Genomic DNA, 19,793 nt, shown 5'->3' on the forward strand with positions numbered 1-19,793 from the left:
GTGTTTCTAATTGAAAATTAGAAACTCCTGTTAAACCTATGGTTTAACACGACAGCCGAAGGCTGACAGGTGGGGGTAGTTCACGCTACTTTTTTGAGCTACTTTTCGGAGCTAACTTTCAAAGGCCAGATTTAATGATTGCCGGGGCAAGGATGCGAAAATACCCTGGTGTCAGTAGAGGGGCGCATCATTTTCTACTGTTTTTCTCCACATTTCCACACCGAAAGGCAGGTGTTCTCTTACTCAAAAACTCTGACCTAAAAAACCCTGACCTATCCTCGATAATTTTTGAGGATCAGTCAGCCGACCTGATCATTGTTTCTGAGAGATAGTACTGAGAAATATTTCAAAGATTTTATAATCCTCTTTTTATAATTATTGTTAATTGACCATGCCATGGGGCATTCTCTTTTCTTTAGAGTACTTCAGTTCTGAATTTCGTTTATTAGGGAGTTGGGTGATTTGTGTGGATGTTTCCGGGAGTGCTTCTTCTATAAAGGTTTTTACCAGGATGAGAACAAATATTATCCTTGCTGCCATCGTCGTATTTTTTCTGGTTGAAGTAATTTTGATATCCGGAGCTTCAGCGTCAAATATAGCTTTTTACAGTGACTATAAATCCATTTCATATACGGGAAAAATGGAAGGTGGTTTGTATTATTATGCAAGCGCATTAGAAGCTCAGGGCCATAGCGTAGATCAGATTTCCAGGCCTTTTAGCTCAGACCGGCTTGAAAATTATGACGCTTTATTGATAATAGCACTTGAGAATTCACTTCCCAGCAGTGAAAAAAAAGTAATAAATGATTTTGTTAAAATCCAGAATAAAGGCCTTCTCATGTGTGGGGGTAAAGCGGAATTAGTTAACGACCTGGCAGAGGATTTAACCGGGAGTTCTGTCGGCTGGTTTGGAGACGCTATTGTCTGTGACCCGACAAACTATGTGTATTTTCCGAAATGGATAAAAATCAGGAATTTTGAAACCCATCCAATAACGGAAAATGTCGAGCAGATTATAATTTATAAAGGGTCATATATCCCGATGGCATCTGCTGAGGGGCCGATAACCGGAGTCGCATATAGCGATGATGATAGCTGGCTGGACGAAGACGGGGATTATGTATATGATACAGGCGAGTCCTGTGGACAGCAGCCGGTTATAGCCTGCTCGACTGTGGATAAGATAGTGATCATTCCTGACAGGAACATTTTTGATAACTCGGATACCGATAGAGACGGGATCGTTGCTTTCAACGAATACGATAACGGTGTGCTTGGTCTAAACATTGTAAACTGGCTTACGGAAAAAGATACGGCACCTTCTCCTGAAATTATTGATGTGTCCTACCCCCCTGAGCTTTCCGAAGGGGAGACCGCCGCCATTTCCGTAACTTTAAGAAACAGAGCCGGCAAGTCGAGTGAAGGTTATATATACGTTTCTTTCCCGGAAGGGGGAAATATCATAAATGTGGCCGGGACCGGGAACGCTAATGAAAATTATCCTCCCGGGAGTACAATATGGGGTGTAGACGGCCAGATGACTTCTATATATCCGCTTGCCGAACTCTATGCCCCGGAATGGGACTCAGAACAGGAAGAAACTCTCACGATCAACGTAGAACCTGCCGTTGGTTCGGAGAAAATCATATTTCTGGTAAGGGCAGCCCTTAAAAATAATGCGACCGACGACTACGAAAGAGACCCCACATCCTCAGGGAAACCTGACCAGCAGGGCTGGAATGCCTATGAGTACGGTATTCCCATATCCCTTCCCGATTCTGAAGAACTGAAGTTCAGAGGAATAATTTTGGAAGAGGGGCCGTTTACTTCTTATTATTCATTTGACGTTGAAATCACAGAAATCCTGAATGACCCCACAGGGGAACTTGCGGCAGGAGATGTAATTTTCGTCACGGGCCACAGGAGCGGTCTCGCCCTTGTGGACAGCGTAACGGTGGGTGACGAAGTAGAAGTCTTTGGAAAATATCTTGGGGATGATGTATTTCTCAGCGATATTGACGACGCGGCTTCTGACCACCACCTGAAAAAAATTAATAAGTACGGCTCTTTAAAAGTAAGCATAAGCCCTTCTGACGTTACAGCTTATGCAAAATGGCAGCTCACAGAAGGCCCGGATACGACCTGGCATTCCAGCGGACAGACTGTAACAAAAATTCCAGTCGGAGATTACACAATCCGCTTCAATGATGTTTCAGGCTGGGCCAGGCCTTCTGACCAGACAGTGAGTATTAAAAAAGGCTTCAATCCCGTATTCGCAAGTTACGAAAAAGAAATTCAAACAGGCGACTTAACCGTAACAATTAACCCCGAGGAAGTAAGGACAGAGGCGAAATGGCAGCTTACAGAAGGCCCGGATACTGAATGGCACGAGAGTGAAGAAACTGTAACAGAAATTCCAGTCGGAGATTACACGATTCGGTTCAATGATGTTTCAGGCTGGACCAGGCCTTCTGACACTCCTGTGACAGTAAATGAGGGGCCTAACTCCGCATCCGCAAGTTACGAAAAAGAAATTCAAACAGGCAACATAACCGTAACAATTAACCCCGAGGAAGTAAGGACAGAGGCGAAATGGCAGCTTACAGAAGGCCCGGATACAGCCTGGCATTCCAGCGGACAGACTGTAACAGAAATACCAGTCGGAGATTACACAATCCGCTTCAATGATGTTTCAGGATGGAAGACCCCCTCTGACGCTCCTGTGACAGTAAATGAGGGACAAAAGACCACATCCGCAAGTTATGAAGCAGTAATTGAAACAGGCGACTTAACCGTAACAATTAACCCCGAGGACGTAAGGACAGAGGCGAAATGGCAGCTTACAGAAGGCCCCAATACGACATGGCATTCCAGCGATCAGACTATAACAGAAATTCCAGTCGGAGATTACACAATCCGCTTCAATGATGTTTCAGGATGGAAGACCCCCTCTGACGCTCCTGTGACAGTAAATGAGGGACAAAAGACCACATCCGCAAGTTATGAAGCAGTAATTGAAACAGGCGACTTAACCGTAACAATTAACCCCGAGGACGTAAGGACAGAGGCGAAATGGAAGCTCACAGAAGGCCCGGATACGACATGGCATTCCAGCGAACAGACTGTAACAGAAATTCCAACTGGAGATTGCACAGTCCGGTTCAATGATGTTTCAGGCTGGACCAGACCATCTGACCAGACAATGAGTATTAAAAAAGGCTCCAATCCAGTATCCGCAAGTTATGAAGCAGTAATTGAAACAGGCGACTTAACCGTAACAATTAACCCCGAGGAAATAAGGACAGAGGCGAAATGGCAGCTCACAGAAGGCCCGGATACGACATGGCATTCCAGCGAACAGACTGTAACAGAAATTCCAACTGGAGATTACACAGTCCGGTTCAATGATGTTTCAGGCTGGACCAGACCATCTGACCAGACAATGAGTATTAAAAAAGGCTCCAATCCAGTATCCGCAAGTTATGAAGCAGTAATTGAAACAGGCGACTTAACCGTAACAATTAACCCCGAGGAAGTAAGGACAGAGGCGAAATGGAAGCTCACAGAAGGCCCGGATACTGAATGGCATTCCAGCGATCAGACTGTAACAGAAATTCCAGTCGGAGATTACACAATCCGGTTCAATAACGTTTCAGGCTGGAAAACTCCGCCGGACACTCCTGTGACAATATATGAGGGCTCCAAATCAGTGCCATATAATTATACGAATGAGGAGGATGTCAATGCTAGTTTAATAAGTATATATTATTTCCCGACCGAGACATATGAACCGGGGGACAGAATTCAACCTGTCATGTGGGTGAGCAATACCGGAAGCCAGACTCATGAATTTTTTGTGAGTATGCACATTGAAAATCAGGCCTATCCTGAGTCTCAATATACAGTATACGAAGCTATAGAGCTCGATGCGGGTAAAAGTGGAAGTGTGAAACCGGACTGGGTGGTCCCCTCTGAAATTCTCAATGGCTTATACAGGGTTACTTTTGTTTTATGGAAAGAAAAGACCGATTCCGGATTCGAAGGCAAGCTTAAGGAACAAAACTTTGACCCAATAAAAATCGAAAACGGTTCTTCCGGAGATAAACCCGACAATTCCGACGACGATTCTTCCGGCGGTGGGGGAAGCGGAAGTGGGGGAGGCGGAGGGGGTGGGGGCTCTCCCGAACCTGCGAGTAACGTCGAGGTCAAAGAGCTTTCACAGGAATTTATCTCCAACGGCAACCCTGTGAAATTCAGCTTCCCGCAAAACGTGACCTGTATCACTTCGGTCAATTTTGACTCCAGGAGAACTCTGGGTAAAATCACGACTATCGTGGAGCTGCTGAAAGGCAAATCCACACTCGTTCCGGCTCTTCCCCCCGGGCTGCTCTATAAAAACTTCAATATATGGGTAGGAAACTCAGGAACCGCAAGCTCCAAAAACATAGAAAACGAGCTTGTAGGCTTTAAGGTGGAGAAAGCCTGGCTCTCTTCAACCGGGAGTGATGCGAGTACTATAAGGCTCTGGAGATACAACGAGACCTGGGAAGAGCTTTCCAGTCGGCAGATCGGGGAAGATGCCTTATACAGCTATTATGAGGCCGAAACCCATGGTTTTTCCCCGTTTGCTATAACCGCACTTGTGGAAGAGGCCTCGTCTCTGAAAATGCCCATCGAAGAAGATGGAATGCCCCCCTTTTTAGGAGAGGACCCGAACATGACAAAAATGTCACCCTTTGGTGGAAAATTATCTGGGGAAGAGGGGGCCCTTGTTTCAGGCAGTGCAAATGAGGGAGCGGTCGGAGTAAAGCCCGCAAAGGTATTTATTTCCATAGGCCTGCTCTCTCTGATGTGTTTTGTTGCTTATATGTTGTCGCAAAAAAGGAATTGAAAAAATCATAGAACTTACATCAACCCTGTCAGTACGACTCCGATTCCCATAAGCGCCACACATCCGACGGTTGCAACATCCTTCTTATTCCAGCCTGTGCTTTTCCACACTCTGTCTGTGCCTGTAGCCCCGCATGTCCATGGTCAGGCCAAGCACCTGGGTCCTTCCGAGGGAGTTTGCGACCAGGGGGATAAGGATTGGTTTTACACTCCTGATTTTCCCGCGGAGGCCGGTTCCCGGGTTGTAGCCCCTTGCGAGCTGCGCTTCGTGGATGCGCTTGATTTCTACATAGAAGATTATTTTGCTACAAGTGGCGAGATGCCTGCAAGGAAATATTTAAAATACCTGGAAAAACATCAATTAAATGAAGATGTGGGAGTACATACTTCCTTAATTTTGCTTATTTGGGGGTGAAATAAGAATGAGTACATTGGAAAAAAATTTATTGTTAGTCCTGTTGCTCTTTACCGCTACGTTCATGACATCGTCAACAGCAGCAGCTGACATATCGGCTACCAGGACTCTTTCATCCGGTACAATCGCACCGGGAGAGGAGTTCACAGTTAACATAACAACTGCAGATTATGGTACCCTGGGACAGGTTGTAGAAACATTGCCTGCTGGTTTTGACTTTGTGAGCACAACCGGGCTTTCTCTTCCGGCAGATGTGGATGTCCAAAATAACAATGTTACGTTCTACCTTTTCGGTCAGAAGTATTTTAGCTACAATGTTACTGCGTCAGATAATGCAAGTACCTATAATTTCAGCGGAATTCTCAATCGCAAAGAGGAAACTCCGGTAACCATAGGTGGTGACACACGGGTTTCAGTAGCAGAAGTGTCCATCCCAGCAAGCGAACCTGTAGAAGATGAGGGTGAAGGTAGCAGTTCTTCTTCCAGCTCCTCCTCTGGTGGAGGTGGAGGCGGCGGTTCTCCTGAATCTGCCAGTAATGTTGAGGTGAAAGAACTCTCGCAGCAGTTCATCACCAACGGAAACCATGTAAAATTTATTTTCTCTCAAAATGTGACCTGCATCACTTCAGTGGAATTCGATCCTGAAAAGACTCTTGGAAAGACTATAACTATTGTCGAGATGCTGAAAGGAAAATCCACGCTGGTACCCGAGTTACCCCCTGGAAATGTTTATAAAAGCATGAACCTCTGGGTAGGAAATCAAGGAACTGCAAGTCCTGAAAACATCAAAAACGCCATTACGGAGTTCAGGGTGGAAAAGGTATGGATTGCTTTGAATAGTGTTGATAGGGTCTCTATCAGGATGTGGAGATTTGATGGTGAAAAGTGGGAGGAACTTCCCACTGTTGAAGTGGCTGAGGACGGAACGTATGTTTACTTCAAAGCTGAAACGTCTGGCTTTTCACCGTTTGCAATAAGTGCCATTGAGGAAGCAGTAGGTGAGGCAGGTCGTGAAGATGAACGGCTTTTAAGCTCTTCTACGGAAGAAGAAGAAGAAGAATCCGCAGGGACAAAGGTTATTTCAGGTATGGTGCCGAAGGGAAATGCTTCAGCAGTAGTAGAATCTTCTGCAAAGGTTGAAAAATATGCAAAATCCGGTCGTAGAACAAATGTCTTAATATCTGTTGGCTTGCTTTCGGTTATTATTTTGATAGGATATGTGGCGTTAAGGAAGCAAAGTTAAGGCTTTGTTTCCTTTTTTATCTCGTGTCGCAGAAGACTCCTTCCTCGATGTTTCTAATCGAAGATTAGAAACTCCTGTTAAACCTGCGGTTTAACACGACCGCCGTAGGCGGGCAGGTGGGAGATGAATGCGACAAATTGGTTTAAATTTTAATTATTTGAATAAGTGTTGTCGATCTTGCAGTTAGTCGGACACAGTTCTTTTTAATGGTGACACTTGTAATCGTCGTGTTCCAGTTGATGTCACACAATACTCCGTATCCTTTGGACATTCGACCCCTTACGAATCCTTCTCCTTTTTTAGTTCGTATCTTGTCGAATTTTCTAATTCCGAATATTTTACCAGTTGGTATTGACTTTTCGGATCGTTTGCCTTTGGTTTGCTGGTAATCTCCCTCACTAACGTGTCTTTTGAAATATACCGTATCATCCAGTTGAACATGTTGATTATCAGTGCAGCATATCGCAATTGCATCGTTATAGTGAGTTTTCGGCAGTTTTAGTATTTGTTCTCGTTTGAATTTCGACTCGTAACCAAACGTTTCGTCGAATTTCCAGGATGATTTTTTAAGTTGAGATTTAATAATCCCAATTTCAGTTGCATGTTTTGTTTTGGAGAGAGATCCATTGATTTCAAATTTACCTGCATGTAATTCGTCGTGGCAGGTGCGACACAATGTGATAAGATTATCGGGAGTATCTGTGCCACGATTTGATTTGAATCTAATATGGTGACAATCCAGTTTACGATCTTTTGATTTGCCTTTACAATGCTGGCATGTATATCCGTCTCTACTCAGGACGTATGCTTTTGCATTATACAGGTTTTTCATTGAACCGTTTTGATATCCAGTTCCCGATACATTAGGATTTGTTATTTTGTGAATATCAAATGATGCAAGCTCGACTACCCATTTTGTTATCGGTAAGATGGACTCAACAAAATCTTTTTCTCTCATATGAGATTCGATCTTGCTATGGATTGATGGAGCGATTCTACCAGGTTTCTTGGAGTTATGACGGTTGTTGAATCTTGCTGGTCGATACCTGGTTTTTCGGCTTCGGCGGGTACGTCTATAACTAAATCGAGCTTTCATCTTTTTAGAGATGTCATCTCTGATCTCGATTTCAGACTGGTATACTACCTGATTATTGGAAACTGCAGCACAACCGACATGTTTTGATCCCGTATCCATTCCTGCAATAATTGGTTGAGTATATTCTTTACTATCGTAAAGTAATTTGATTGTGAACGGAGTGGTTTTCATCACTTTTGCCCTGTTAGTTTTTAACAAAATCCTGGCTTTCGCGGGACTTGTTGGCATAAGCGGGTTTCCATTCTTGTTCAGTACATATACAAACATTTGTAATTACTCCCAATTAAATAGGGTTATGCGTATCTGAACTTGTGGAGTCAAGTTCGGAATTCGTCTTCCTCTCGATCTGATATGGAAAGGTTTTGTATGATGCAAGCACTGTTCCTACCTCTCAGAACTGTTTAACTTACACCCTTAGAGCCTGGAACTGAGACGGCATTCCAGGGTAACTATAATATTCTTTCCTATCGGCTACTGACCATATTAAACTCCGTGTCAGTGATCTGGTCAATCGGGACTTGCTTTTTACAAGCAAGCCCCTTCCTCGATGTTTCTAATCGAAGATTAGAAACTCCTGTTAAGCCTACGGTTTAACATGACTCCGTGAGGAGGCAGGGAGGGGTTATTGACGACCTGATGTTTTTCAGGGTTCTTAAAGCTTACATCAACCCTGTAAGTACGACCCCGATTCCCATAAGCGCCACACATCCGACGGTTGCAACATCCGTATTATTCCATTCGAGCCTGTGCTTTTCCATGCTCTGTCTGTGCCTGTAGCCCCGCATGTCCATGGTCAGGCCAAGCACCTGGGTCCTTCCGAGGGAGTTTGCGACCAGGGGGACAAGGATTGGTTTTACACTCCTGATTTTCCCGCGGAGGCCGGTTCCCGGGTTGTAGCCCCTTGCGAGCTGCGCTTCATGGATCTTCTGGCCTTCTACCTGGAGACTCGGGATGAAGCGAAGCGCGATTACGAACATGAGGACATAGTCTACCGGGACATGGATGGTGAGCAGGGCTTTCATAAGAGCGCTTGGCTTTGTGGTGACAACCAGGAGCTGGAAAGCAAAAAGCATGGCAAAGAAACGAAGAGAAAGGACCAGGCCGAAGTCAAGGGCTCCGGTTGTTACTGAGACCATTCCGCCTGCTGCAAAAATTCCGGGCGGGATCAGGTAACAGATAGTGGTCCCGCTCTTAAGTGTGAAAACGGTGAGCAAAATCAGGGTGATGCTCAGGAAAACCAGGAGCTTGAGCTGGCGAAGGAGTTCCTGCTGGAGCCCGGCTTTAAGGGAAGCCAGGAAAATACCCAGCACCATTATAGCCAGGACGGCAGGGTCCGTTGAGATAACACTGAGCGCTATGATTCCTGTGATGGCTGCGATTTTAGAAAGTGGGTTCATTCGGTGTAAGAAGCTGTCCCTGTTGATGTACTGCATAATTTCTTTCATGCGCACATACCCCCTCTGTTACTTTCTGCGGCAGTTTCAGTGAGAACCGCCTTTGTCAGATCTTCAATGATTTTCCCGGATTCCATGCGGATTACCCGTTCGGCGTAGTTTTCCACAATTTGCAAGTTGTGGGTCACCATCACAATGGTGTGTCCTTCCTGCTGGAGCCTGCGCATGAGCTGCATCATCCGGTCGGACTCTTCGGCGTCCAGACCTGTGGTCGGCTCGTCGAGCACGATCAGTTCGGGGCGCATGGCAATCACACAGGCAACAGCCAGACGCTGCCGTTCCCCTCTGCTCAGGTGGCGGGGAAATACCTGTTCCGTTCCCCCGAGCCCTACGAGTTCCAGGGCACGAGGGATTGCTTCCCTGTCTCCTCCTGCGCCGATATTGTTTAATCCGAAGGCGATTTCGGCTTGAACGGTGTCTTCAAAGAGCATGTTGTCCGGGTTCTGGAAGACCAAACCCGTGTGCCTTACCAGTTCATTTATCGGGGTCTGTCCTGTGTCGAGCCCTTTTACGGTCACACTTCCCGAATGGGGTTTAAGGAGACCGTTGAAGTGCTTTACCAGGGTAGTCTTTCCTGATCCGTTTTCTCCCAGGATTGCAATGAACTCTCCGGGATAGATGTCCAGATTGACGGCTTCAAGAGCCAGGACTTCGTCATAGCGCTGGGAGAGCTGCTTTACGGAGATAATCGGGAAAGTACTGGATTTTGCTTCCAAAGGAGGAACGTTTTGTGTCCCTTCCTCCGGGATAAAATGTGATTTTTTATCAGAATTTCCGGCAGGGCAGGCACCGGGATCTGTGAAATCTTTCGGGCTTTTTACTTCTTTTATCCTGCCTTTCTCAAGGAGCACTACCCGGTCCCCGATTTCCAGGAAGGCTTCCACATTGTGGTCCACGATTATGATCGTTTTTCCTTCCTCTTCTTTTAACTTTTTAAGAATTGAAAATACTCTTTTTACGGCTTTCGTGTCCATTTCCGAGGTGGCTTCGTCCAGGATGAGCACTTCGGTGTCCAGGACAAGGGTAGCCGCCAGGGCTACTTTCTGCTTCTGGCCTCCGGAAAGGGTATGTGGGGCCCGATTTTTCAGCTGGCTTATTTCGCACATTTCCATGACAGCTTTCAGCCGGCGTTCTATTTCGGCTTCAGAGAAACCCCGGTTTTCAATGCCTGAACAGATTTCCTCTTCGACAGTGGTGAAAATAAGCTGGGACTCGGCGTCGTCAAAGACCATTCCCACATGATGGCTCAGTTCTTTCATGCCGTCGAATTCTCCGATAGCCTTTCCTTTGAATGTGATGCTTCCTTCGAAGCTGCCTCCTATTTCCTGGTGAAGGATGCCTGCCAGGGCGAAGGCAAGGGTAGTTTTCCCGGCTGCACTGTGGCCCGTGACCAGGAGCAGTTCTCCGGCAGGGACTTCAAGGCTGATACTTTCAAGAGACGGTTTTTCCGCCGTGCCATAGGTGTAGGAGAAGTCCCTGACCCTGATCATGCTTTTCCCCTCGCAAGGACCTTTGAGGCCGGCATGTAAAGGATCTGAGCGATAATGGCGTTGACGATTGCGGTCCCGACCACGATCGGGATTATGGCTGCAACAAAAGCGCCCATGGTTGCAAACTTCAAGAGGATTGTTGGGGCTATCATCACCATCGCCACGATGACAAAGGTGGTCCCGCTGGCAAGGGTCCCGACAAAGATTGCCAGGGAAGGAGCGAAGGAAAACCTGTTCCGGAACGCTGTGAATGCAAGCAAACAGACAACAGCTCCCACAGGTTCACTGATGAGATTTGCAGGAGGGAAGATGGAGTGGCTGAGAAGCGCACATACTATTCCCGCTACTATCCCGATCCCTATTACTTCCTTGAAGGTGGGGATCACGAGAATTATGGCAAGGCAGTAAAAAGCGATTACAAGGTTCGAGACAATGGGTCCCGGGATTACCAGAGATAAGTAGCGCACGATTGCACCGACTGCTAATAAAATTCCAACAACAGCAATATCCTGAGATTTCATTGATCCACTTTCCATTTTTTTTGATTGTTACCGTGTGATTGTCCTGAGATTTCGATTGAATTTGAGCTTGTTATTGAGATACCATTGATTGGCCTGTGATTGGTGAACAGTGAAAACGAATTAGACATAATAATACAACAAGGTATAATAATGTACATTGGTATATATAGCTTGTGTTTTGACATCTTTATTTTTCTTTAATTTCTGATTCTCACAGTTTCTATTATTCTATTATTATAGAAAAAACTGATCTGGAGGCAGGGCATAGAATCAATCAGGAGTTAAGCGGGGGTCCTGGAATGTATTCGTTGGATGAAGATGAAATCAATGAGAGCCGGATAATCGAGGCTGGTATCATGGCCGCCAATATGCGGGACACGAAAGAGGTGGTCGAAGCTTTCGAGAAGCTGAAGGCTTTTACGGTCAAACTGATCTACCTGAACACAACAGGGGAGCACGAACTCGATGCAAAGGCCGTAATCATCGCTATGGGGGATATCGGGGAACTTGTCACTGAAAATAGAATGGAACTAGCGTCCATTGCTGCGGCCCGTGAACTCGGGGAAATCGCGGAAGAAGCCGCAAAGCACAACAGGGAAGCGCTTGCAGTAAAAGCGGCTTCCATGCTCGGAAACTTGGCCAGGGTGGTTGTGGAAAAGGATATGGACACGGCTACAAAAACCGTGGCTGAAGCCCTTGAGAAATTCGGGAAGGCTTCTGTCAGGCAGAAATCGGAAAATCAGATCAGCATGGCAGAAATTTTTCTGATGCAGATTGCGGAAGGGGGGCTCAGGGGAGGTCTGGCAGAGGCAAGCCTTACGGCCATAAATTCTCTTGGGGATATAGGAGTCGTTTCAGCCGAAGAGGGGCTTGAAGAAAGCGTTATAGAGGTCGAACTCCTGCTTGAAGAGATCGGGACCCTGGCGGTCCGGGTAAAGCGAGAACTTGAGGCAAAGGCCATTGTCCATGCCTTTGGAAAAATAGAGAAGGTCTCTCTGCCGTCTGGTTCGAAAAACACGGTGGTCCAGGCAGCCTGGTCCCTTGAAATAATCCGGATCCTTGCTGAGGAGGGGGACATGAAATCCGTGGCCAGAGCTGCAAAAGTGGCACTGGAGTCACTCAAAACGGCCGGGGTCCAGGATGATGAGGAGAACCTTGAAAAAATACAGGAAATAAAGCTGTTTCATAGGAAACTCCTGGAGAGGAGATGACTTTTTTATAAAAATACTCTAAAACAATGAGAATTCTAAAAACTCAAAACAGTATTCAAAAAGGTATTGTGTTTTGGTGCTCCGGCCGGGATTCGAACCCGAGTTTTCGGCTCGAAAGGCCGGAATGATTGACCGGACTACACTACCGGAGCACGTTGTTCTTTTGCTTTTGAAGCGAATCCTTGAATATCTTTAGTATTATATAAACATATCCCCCTGAGGGTCTGGGAGGGGTGGGTTTTTTGAGAAAAAGTGCAAAATTGTTTGCAATAGAGGACAGCAGAATATCCCTGGATTGTTAAATCGGAACCACCCTGTTAAAAGAAATAAGGCTCATCACCATTTCTCGTGGGTAAGATAAGTTTCAATTCAAGACCATATCAATTTTTGAGAGAGTTAAACACACAAAAAAACGATGAGCCAGAAATAGTTCAAAAATAACATTAGAAATCAAAAAGAATAGTTCAAAGAGAATAGTTCAAAGAGAATAGTTCAAAGAGAATAGTTCAAAGAGAATAGTTCAAAGAGAATAGTTCAAAGAGAATAGTTCAAAGAGAATAGTTCAAAGAGAATAGTTCAAAGAGAATAGTTCAAAGAGAATAGTTCAAAGAGAATAGTTCAAAGAGAATAGTTCAAAGAGAATAGTTCAAAGAGAATAGTTCAAAGAGAATAGTTCAAAGAGAATAGTTCAAAGAGAATAGTTCAAAGAGAATAGTTCAAAGAGAATAGTTCAAAGAGAATAGTTCAAAGAGAATAGTTCAAAGAGAATAGTTCAAAGAGAATAGTTCAAAGAGAATAGTTCAAAGAGAATAGTTCAAAGAGAATAGTTCAAAGAGGTATTGTGTTTTGGTGCTCCGGCCGGGATTCGAACCCGAGTTTTCGGCTCGAAAGGCCGGAATGATTGACCGGACTACACTACCGGAGCACGTTGTTCTTTTGCTTTTGAAGCGAATTCTTGGATATCTTTAGTAGTATATAAACATGTCCCCTGAGAGGCCTGAAAGACGTGGGTCTTTTAAGAAAAAACAAAATTGTTTGCAACAATGGGTGCAGAATAAATTCCCGGCTTGTTGAATCGGAACCCTGGAAAAAGAAACATTTCAAAAAGAGTATTATAATTTGGTGCTCCGGCCGGGATTCGAACCCGAGTTTTCGGCTCGAAAGGCCGGAATGATTGACCGGACTACACTACCGGAGCGCTGATGTGATATCTGATGTGCCTCAACTTCCTTTAACAGGTGCCTATTGGAGGCAACCACAATAGGTACCTCCGGCATATAAACCTGTCGCTTTATCTCAGACAGCAGAAGACTCCTTCCTCGACAGTTCCGACTTTGGAGGAATGGCAGGTGGGAGATGAATGCGTCGAGACTAAGGCCCCCATTTTTTGTTTAACAGGGGACCTTAATGTTGTTTGACAGTGACCTTATGTTCTGTCCTCCTTTGCAGGAGTGGATCCACATCGCCACTGTTATACTGGCTTGTTAATGACCTGAACACTTCCCCTACCTCTCAGGGATGTTTAATCCAAATCGAAATCTCCGAGAACGTGTGGAGTATCCTCAAATATCATGACCAGTATAACGAAAGGCTATTCAACTAGTGTCGCGTCAGCAATAAAATGTCTTATAAAATCGATTACAACTAATCGGAGTTATTCGACCTTTGAAGATTGACTCGACACTAGGGCTTACCGAAGCAAGCCCCTTCCTCAAAAACCTGAGCCATTAGGCGAAGGTTTTAAGGAGGGGTAGTTGACCTGTGCATATTATTTTTGCTGCAAGCTTTGTCTTCTACTGCTTTGGCCTCTTCCGCTGTTTCAATCGATTCATTTCAATCGATATTATATTTGAATTCAGCAGAAAAGCCCTGAGGCTTTAGCTTAGAGGTAGTTGACCTCATGCCTCTTCTTTAGATTCTGGTTCTTGTTCTGGATCAGATTTTTGTTCAGATTCTGGTTCTTGTTCTGGATCAGATTTTTGTTCAGATTCTGGTTCTTGTTCTGGATCAGATTCAGATTTTTCTGATTCTTCTTTTTCTTCTTCTATGAGCTGCCCGATCCACTCTGTCAGGCGTCCGCAGTATTCCGGTTGACATTCCGCATTACAGCCCGTACAGGTCGAAAACATTTCCTTTGCAAGCAGGAGGTCATATGCCTCTTTTGCATCTTCCTTTGCTTTTAGAAGGTATGTCCTTGCCCCATTTGAGACAGCAGACTCCCGGATGATCAGCTTTTTATCCAGCAATTTCTTTATGATTCTGGAGCACTTCCTGCTGTCTATATTCAGTTCCTTCCAGATGACGTTCTGGTAGATACCGTCTTTATTTTTTTTTATAATACTGAACGCTTCATCTTCGAGATCCATATTCCTTTCCACTCTCTGGTCGTCCTCTCTCGGGAATGTTAATCCTCGATGGGAGTGATCAGTATAATGTTATTTCCTCGCAGTACTACAGACCCGAGAGACCGAATTTTTTCTCCCTTCACAATCTCCACTGTATCCATAAGGTGCAGATTCATATAGTCATCTACACTCTTAAGAGTACCTTCAAGCAAATTCAGGTCTCCCTTCATTTCCACTTGGATTCTCGACCCAACGATTTTCTGAACTTTTTTATTTGGGAACAAAATTAATCCCTCTTATATTTATTTTAAATATTATTTATCTCAGACAGTAGAAGACTCCTTCCTCAACAGTTCCGACTTTGGAGGAACTGGCAGGTGGGAGATGAATGCGTCGAGACTAAGGCCCCCATTTTTTGTTTAACAGGGGACCTTAATGTTGTTTGACAGTGACCTTATGTTCTGTCCTCCTTTGCAGGAGTGGATCCACATCGCCACTGTTATACTGGCTTGTTAATGACCTGAACACTTCCCCTACCTCTCAGGGATGTTTAATCCAAATCGAAATCTCCGAGAACGTGTGGAGTATCCTCGAATATCATGACCAGTATAACGAAAGGCTATTCAACTAGGGCTTACCGAAGCAAGCCCCTTACTCTAAAATCTTAGCCTGAAGGCTAAGATTTTAGGGAGGGATAATTGACTCCTGCAGTAGAAGACCCCTTACTCTAAAACCAAAGGTCTCAGAGAAGGGTAGTTGACGACGACCCCCGGCTGTGGGCAGCCCTCAACCTTGATGTCTGTGGAATCCTATTATTTCCACTAACTCCAACGACTGTCCAGCAAACTGAAAATTACATATCCTTTCTAGAGATATATAACCATCGATCCTTTTTACCCGAAGGGCTCGTCCAGAAGCCTGGAGTCGGAAGGAATATTCGGAATTTTCAGCTATATCCCTGGATGTGGTTGGTGCTGTCTGCCAGGGTCTTTGGAGGCTCTCGCTTTTGCATCGGGACAGCTCTTGAAATCGGGCCGAAAACCGCCTCATACTCACTTATGTGCTGGTTCAGCCACCGGGAAAGCTCAAGGGCGGCCACGGGGGAAAGGATAATCTCGGTTTCCACACGCCTTTCGATCACCTGAGCTTCGGAGGAATCTCCAAAAATCTTTGGTGTATCGTTGTAAAACCCGATCCTGAAATCGTACGGACTGTGCCCTCCCGCAGCCCCTATCGCATAAATCTGCCTGAAATCTTCAGGTTTTATAAACTCAATAGTAATGCTTTTTTTTATTTTCCTAGGCATTTTTGGAGCCTCTACTTCTTTATTTTCCCTGGAATTTGTTTCATCACTCATAAAAGTCCCTCTTTTTATATTATGTAAAAGGCAGGAAGCCCCATTGTTTAGCAGGGGTTAGTTGACATAATCAGAATTTGTGAAACAACACTGCAAAGTAATATATTATTTATCCCCCGTTTAATGTTAAAAACTTTCCCGAAAATTAAGGCAGTTTTCAGAAATGGAGTTTTCAGAGACCGGGATGCAGAGTACCGGGAAAACCCCCGGTTTCGGAGAGATATTTCAACCCTGAACTTTTTTCTTTAATTCACGGGCATTTGCGGCCACTTCCCTGTTCGAATGGACCTTTGCGATCATCTCCACCGCGTCCAGGTTCCTGACAACATTGTCCAGATAGCCAAATATATCCCCCTGGTAGGCGGTGATCCCGTAATCGTTCTCAAGCTTTCTCACGATCCCCGCCGGCTCCAGACCTTCTGTTCGCAGTGCAATAATCTTTTCGGAAAACTTCTGCTCGGCACAGCCACAGTAAGGAGAATCTCTGCAATTGCAGGTCAAAAAGTCCGATGCAAATTTCATGAGCAGGGACTGGATTTTCATGTCAAGCTGAGACATTGAGTCCCCATCAAACAAAATATCCAGGGCAGCTCCCTGAAAGACCCTGGTAGGCATGTTCACATGAAGAGCGCTTCCTATCTGCTTTGCGTACTTGAGGTAGGCCGCATCGAAAAACTCCAGGTTACTTGCGATTTTCAGAGAGCTGTTATCCGCAAGCACAGCGTCCCGGATCAAAAAGGCCTTTGAGACCGGGAGGAAGTGTGCAGCCACGATTTTCCCAAAACGGGTAAGTGTAATCCGGTTTCCCTTTTTCTCCACAAAGCGATAGCGTACCAGGCGAGAGACGAGCTTTTCCAGGTCAAAATCCCCGAACATCATGGAATGGATTTTGCCAAGGTCCTGCATGGATGCAGTAAGCGCAATGGAGGCCAGAACTTCTTCGAGCTGCTCGGCTTCCCCATAATTGATTTCTCCCGCGATCATTTCTCCACCCAGGAGTTTAATTGCGACTTCCTCTTCCGTATCGGACTGATTTCCGGCATAACTTTTCCCGGGAACAGGCATAAGCACCACAATACCCCTGTCATGGTAATCAGGCCTTCCGGCTCTCCCGCTCATCTGCAGGAATTCCTGGACCGTAAGCCATTCCACTCCCATCGCCAGGGCCTCAAAAATCACCTGAGAGGCCGGAAAGTCCACCCCTGCCGCAAGGGCGGCCGTCGTCACGATAACCGGTAATTCCCCCTTCCCGAAAAGGTGCTCCACCTTCTTTCTTTCGTACTGGGTAAGCCCCGCGTGATAGGCCGAGGCCCGGATAGGAAGAGCGTCTGCTATCCTGTGGCAGTTTCTCCTGGAATTGGTAAAAACAATGGTCTGGCCCCTGTGCTTTTTGGAAGAAACCCTTGCGTACTCGTCCTTCGCAAGCTTTGCTATCAGCGGGACCTTTTCGTTTTCCTGAGAAAAGAGCAGGTGCCGGTCAAGCGGGACCGGCCGGTGTTCATAGAGGGTAAGCCGGGCCGAGAGTTTGGTCGTAAAAGCCAGGGGGTCCGGAACGGTTGCGGAAAGGTAAATAAACTGGGCTTCAGGGGCACTATAACGCAGTCTCCCTATCAGCCCGTCCACCCTGTGCCCCCTTTCGGAGTCTTCAAGCATGTGGACCTCGTCGATTACCACAGTTCCTATTTTCCCCAAAAAATCGGCGTTTCCGGAACGCATAATATGGTCCACCCCCTCATAGGTCCCGACAATGATGTCCGAGTTCATGCTGGTGTGCATATTCACCCGCTGAGAGGTCTTGATGAGGATTGCTCCTATTTTTATGGAAGTAGTAAGCCCGAGTTTAGTATACCTTTCCGTAAACTGGTCGTACTTCTGATTGGCAAGGGCAACCAGGGGGACCAGGTAGAGCATTTTCCCTTTTTTATTCAAAATATTCTGGATTCCCGCGATCTCTCCGATAAGGGTCTTTCCGGTTGCGGTAGCTGATACAATAAACTGGTTATCCCCTTTTAGCAGGCCGTTTTTGATGGAAAGGCCCTGAACCGGCAAAAGAGTTTCGGATTTATTGAGAAGAAGCTTCTTAAACTTTTCCGAAATGGGCAGGTCCTTTATCCGAACAGAATTAAGGGCCGGGCTGGTATCGATTCTGTCGAAACGGGTGCATTCGGGGTCCAGTCTTTCAGGGCTCAGGATTTGAAGCGTGCGGTCAAGGTCCCGGGTTTTTAAAAGGACCTTTTCCAGAAACTCTATGGATCTTTTTCCGTATTCTCTCCCACTGGTCCGGACTGCACGTGCCAGTTCTTCATGTGCGCATTCCTGGCAGATGAGTTCCTGATGGAACTTTATTGAGTTCTTGTTAACAAAATTGAAGCGCTTGTTTATAAGGCAGTGCCTGCAAATCCTGACCCTGTCGGCCTCGAGCTGAAACCCTTCAAGCATCTCAAAAAAAGCGGCCTCGTTTGCAGAGTCCCCCCCTTCCGCAAGCATGATCCTGTTTGACCCGCGCAGGAGCTCTATGAACTTTGGCACAGGCAGAAACTCATCCTTTTTGTTTTTGGCCGTGACAATCCTGATTTTATGAGGGCGGGGGCCTGAAGATCCCTTTTTCAGGAAAAGTTCGGCCACATAAAGAGGCTGTTTTTTTCTGTCCTTAATGGGCATTATGGTTAACTTGGATTTTTCGGGAGAAATTAGGACCCAGAGCGTCATTGTACTTCCTGATAGCTGTTTAATATAAGTAAACTTCTGTTCCGGTTTTTGCAGTTTTTGCAACCATTTTTTATAACATGTTTATTATATATATGTTGACCCGGTTAAAAGCTTAGATTTTCTAAAAATTTTAAAAATATAAAGTCCCGGATAACCCCTCAAAATATCCGGGAAAACGCCATGATTTTTGAAAATAACGATTTTTCTTTGTCCAGCCTTTCAAAGGCTGGCCCCGATTCTTGCGGACCTGCATGAACATTCCCGCTTTTTGGGAATGCTGGCAATCGTGTCCTCAAGGATTTCGAGGATTGCGGCCTCACTTTCCCCCACCACTTCCGTAACTTCATCCGCTGTCAGTTTTTCCGCACTCAGCCCGCAGGCCTGGTTTGTGACGATGGAGAGGGAGGCGTAGCAGAGTTCGAGCTCTTTTGCAAGGACGACCTCGGGAACCCCGGTCATGCCCACGACATCGGCAAACTGGCTCATCATCCTTATTTCAGCCCTTGTCTCGAACCGGGGCCCCTCAGTGCAGGCGTAGATGCCTTCGGAATATGAAATTCCTCTTTTATCAAGAGCGTTTGCAAAGCAGGCCTTTATCTCGGGGCAGTAGGGTTCCGAGAGGTCGATATGGACGGTAGTATCGTCGTAAAAGGTAGAAGGCCGGCTTCTCGTAAAATCAACAAAATCATCAAGCAGGACAAAACTGCCCACAGGATGCCCTTTCATGGACCCGACAGAGTTTGTCGAGATGATACGCTCAGCCCCGAGAGCCTTTACGGCCCAGACATTGGCCCGGTAGTTTATCCTGTGGGGAGGGGTATGGTTTTTCCCGGCGTGGCGGGGAATGATCGCGACTTTTTTACCTTTTATTTGAGTGATGTAGGCGCTAACCTCCCCATAGGGGGTCTTTACGGACCTGCTTTCAAGTTCCCTGCAGGAATTGAAGCCAACACCCCCGAGTACCGCAAGTTCTATTTGCTCGCTCTGCTCAATCGAGCGGACTACTTCTGTGTTTTTTACGTTGTTTTTTTCCATCTGCTTCCCTTCCTTTTTTATGCAGTC

14 protein-coding genes and 3 tRNA genes are annotated in these 19,793 nt (G+C 45.9%); 4 read left to right on the forward strand and 13 right to left on the reverse strand.

Annotation, left to right across the window (positions count from 1 at the left end):
- Positions 1-511 precede the first annotated feature (511 nt).
- Complete coding sequence (locus tag ACZ5QV_RS00405; RefSeq protein ID WP_464600725.1) at positions 512-4,891, forward strand: PGF-pre-PGF domain-containing protein; 4,380 nt, start codon at positions 512-514, stop codon at positions 4,889-4,891.
- A gap of 84 nt (positions 4,892-4,975) precedes the next feature.
- Here ACZ5QV_RS00405 and ACZ5QV_RS00410 read toward each other — a convergent pair whose 3' ends face one another.
- Complete coding sequence (locus ACZ5QV_RS00410) at positions 4,976-5,227, reverse strand: energy-coupling factor transporter transmembrane component T (RefSeq protein ID WP_464602129.1); 252 nt, start codon at positions 5,225-5,227, stop codon at positions 4,976-4,978.
- Here ACZ5QV_RS00410 and ACZ5QV_RS00415 point away from each other — a divergent pair.
- On the forward strand, positions 5,159-5,305 hold the full coding sequence (locus ACZ5QV_RS00415) for a hypothetical protein (RefSeq protein WP_464600726.1): 147 nt from the start codon (positions 5,159-5,161) through the stop codon (positions 5,303-5,305). The genes ACZ5QV_RS00410 and ACZ5QV_RS00415 overlap by 69 nt on opposite strands.
- A gap of 7 nt (positions 5,306-5,312) precedes the next feature.
- A complete protein-coding gene (locus ACZ5QV_RS00420) occupies positions 5,313-6,548 on the forward strand; it encodes a PGF-pre-PGF domain-containing protein (protein WP_464600727.1) in 1,236 nt (411 codons plus the stop codon).
- Between the two features lie 142 nt (positions 6,549-6,690).
- Here the strand turns inward: ACZ5QV_RS00420 and iscB are convergent, their stop codons facing one another.
- The 4 genes from iscB to ACZ5QV_RS00440 form a co-directional block, all read right to left on the reverse strand.
- On the reverse strand, positions 6,691-7,911 hold the full coding sequence (gene iscB, locus ACZ5QV_RS00425) for an RNA-guided endonuclease IscB (protein WP_464600728.1): 1,221 nt from the start codon (positions 7,909-7,911) through the stop codon (positions 6,691-6,693).
- Positions 7,912-8,303: 392 nt separating this feature from the next.
- Entirely contained in the window at positions 8,304-9,089 is a 786-nt protein-coding gene (locus tag ACZ5QV_RS00430; RefSeq protein ID WP_464600729.1) for an energy-coupling factor transporter transmembrane component T family protein, read from the reverse strand.
- Entirely contained in the window at positions 9,086-10,588 is a 1,503-nt protein-coding gene (locus ACZ5QV_RS00435) for an ABC transporter ATP-binding protein (protein ID WP_464600730.1), read from the reverse strand. The genes ACZ5QV_RS00430 and ACZ5QV_RS00435 overlap by 4 nt, the downstream gene beginning before the upstream one ends.
- Complete coding sequence (locus ACZ5QV_RS00440; RefSeq protein WP_464600731.1) at positions 10,585-11,109, reverse strand: tryptophan transporter; 525 nt, start codon at positions 11,107-11,109, stop codon at positions 10,585-10,587. Before ACZ5QV_RS00440 ends, ACZ5QV_RS00435 begins: the two co-directional genes overlap by 4 nt.
- Before the next feature lie 299 nt (positions 11,110-11,408).
- On the opposite strand from ACZ5QV_RS00440, the gene ACZ5QV_RS00445 reads away from it, so the two are divergent.
- Positions 11,409-12,320 (forward strand): hypothetical protein, encoded by a 912-nt coding sequence (locus tag ACZ5QV_RS00445; RefSeq protein ID WP_464600732.1) that lies wholly within the window; start codon positions 11,409-11,411, stop codon positions 12,318-12,320.
- Between the two features lie 74 nt (positions 12,321-12,394).
- Here ACZ5QV_RS00445 and ACZ5QV_RS00450 read toward each other — a convergent pair.
- From ACZ5QV_RS00450 to mtnP, 8 genes are all read right to left on the reverse strand, one after another.
- Positions 12,395-12,472, reverse strand: a tRNA-Glu gene (locus tag ACZ5QV_RS00450).
- A gap of 695 nt (positions 12,473-13,167) precedes the next feature.
- Positions 13,168-13,245: transfer RNA gene (locus ACZ5QV_RS00455), tRNA-Glu, on the reverse strand.
- A 195-nt stretch (positions 13,246-13,440) separates the two neighbouring features.
- A tRNA-Glu gene (locus ACZ5QV_RS00460) sits at positions 13,441-13,518 on the reverse strand.
- A gap of 700 nt (positions 13,519-14,218) precedes the next feature.
- Positions 14,219-14,686 carry a helix-turn-helix transcriptional regulator gene (locus tag ACZ5QV_RS00465; RefSeq protein WP_464600733.1) on the reverse strand — a complete coding sequence of 156 codons (468 nt, stop codon included), beginning with the start codon at positions 14,684-14,686 and terminating at the stop codon, positions 14,219-14,221.
- Positions 14,687-14,724: 38 nt separating this feature from the next.
- Positions 14,725-14,949: an LSM domain-containing protein gene (locus ACZ5QV_RS00470; protein ID WP_464600734.1), complete on the reverse strand. Its 225-nt coding sequence runs from the start codon at positions 14,947-14,949 to the stop codon at positions 14,725-14,727.
- A gap of 662 nt (positions 14,950-15,611) precedes the next feature.
- The gene (locus ACZ5QV_RS00475) at positions 15,612-16,022 is read right to left on the reverse strand and encodes a DUF3467 domain-containing protein (protein ID WP_464600735.1); all 411 of its coding nucleotides are present in this window, start codon (positions 16,020-16,022) and stop codon (positions 15,612-15,614) included.
- Positions 16,023-16,247: 225 nt separating this feature from the next.
- Positions 16,248-18,731 (reverse strand): DUF5814 domain-containing protein, encoded by a 2,484-nt coding sequence (locus ACZ5QV_RS00480; protein ID WP_464600736.1) that lies wholly within the window; start codon positions 18,729-18,731, stop codon positions 16,248-16,250.
- 219 nt (positions 18,732-18,950) lie between these two features.
- On the reverse strand, positions 18,951-19,766 hold the full coding sequence (gene mtnP / locus ACZ5QV_RS00485; protein WP_464600737.1) for an S-methyl-5'-thioadenosine phosphorylase: 816 nt from the start codon (positions 19,764-19,766) through the stop codon (positions 18,951-18,953).
- Positions 19,767-19,793: the final 27 nt, after the last annotated feature.

Source organism: Methanosarcina baltica (assembly GCF_055394095.1).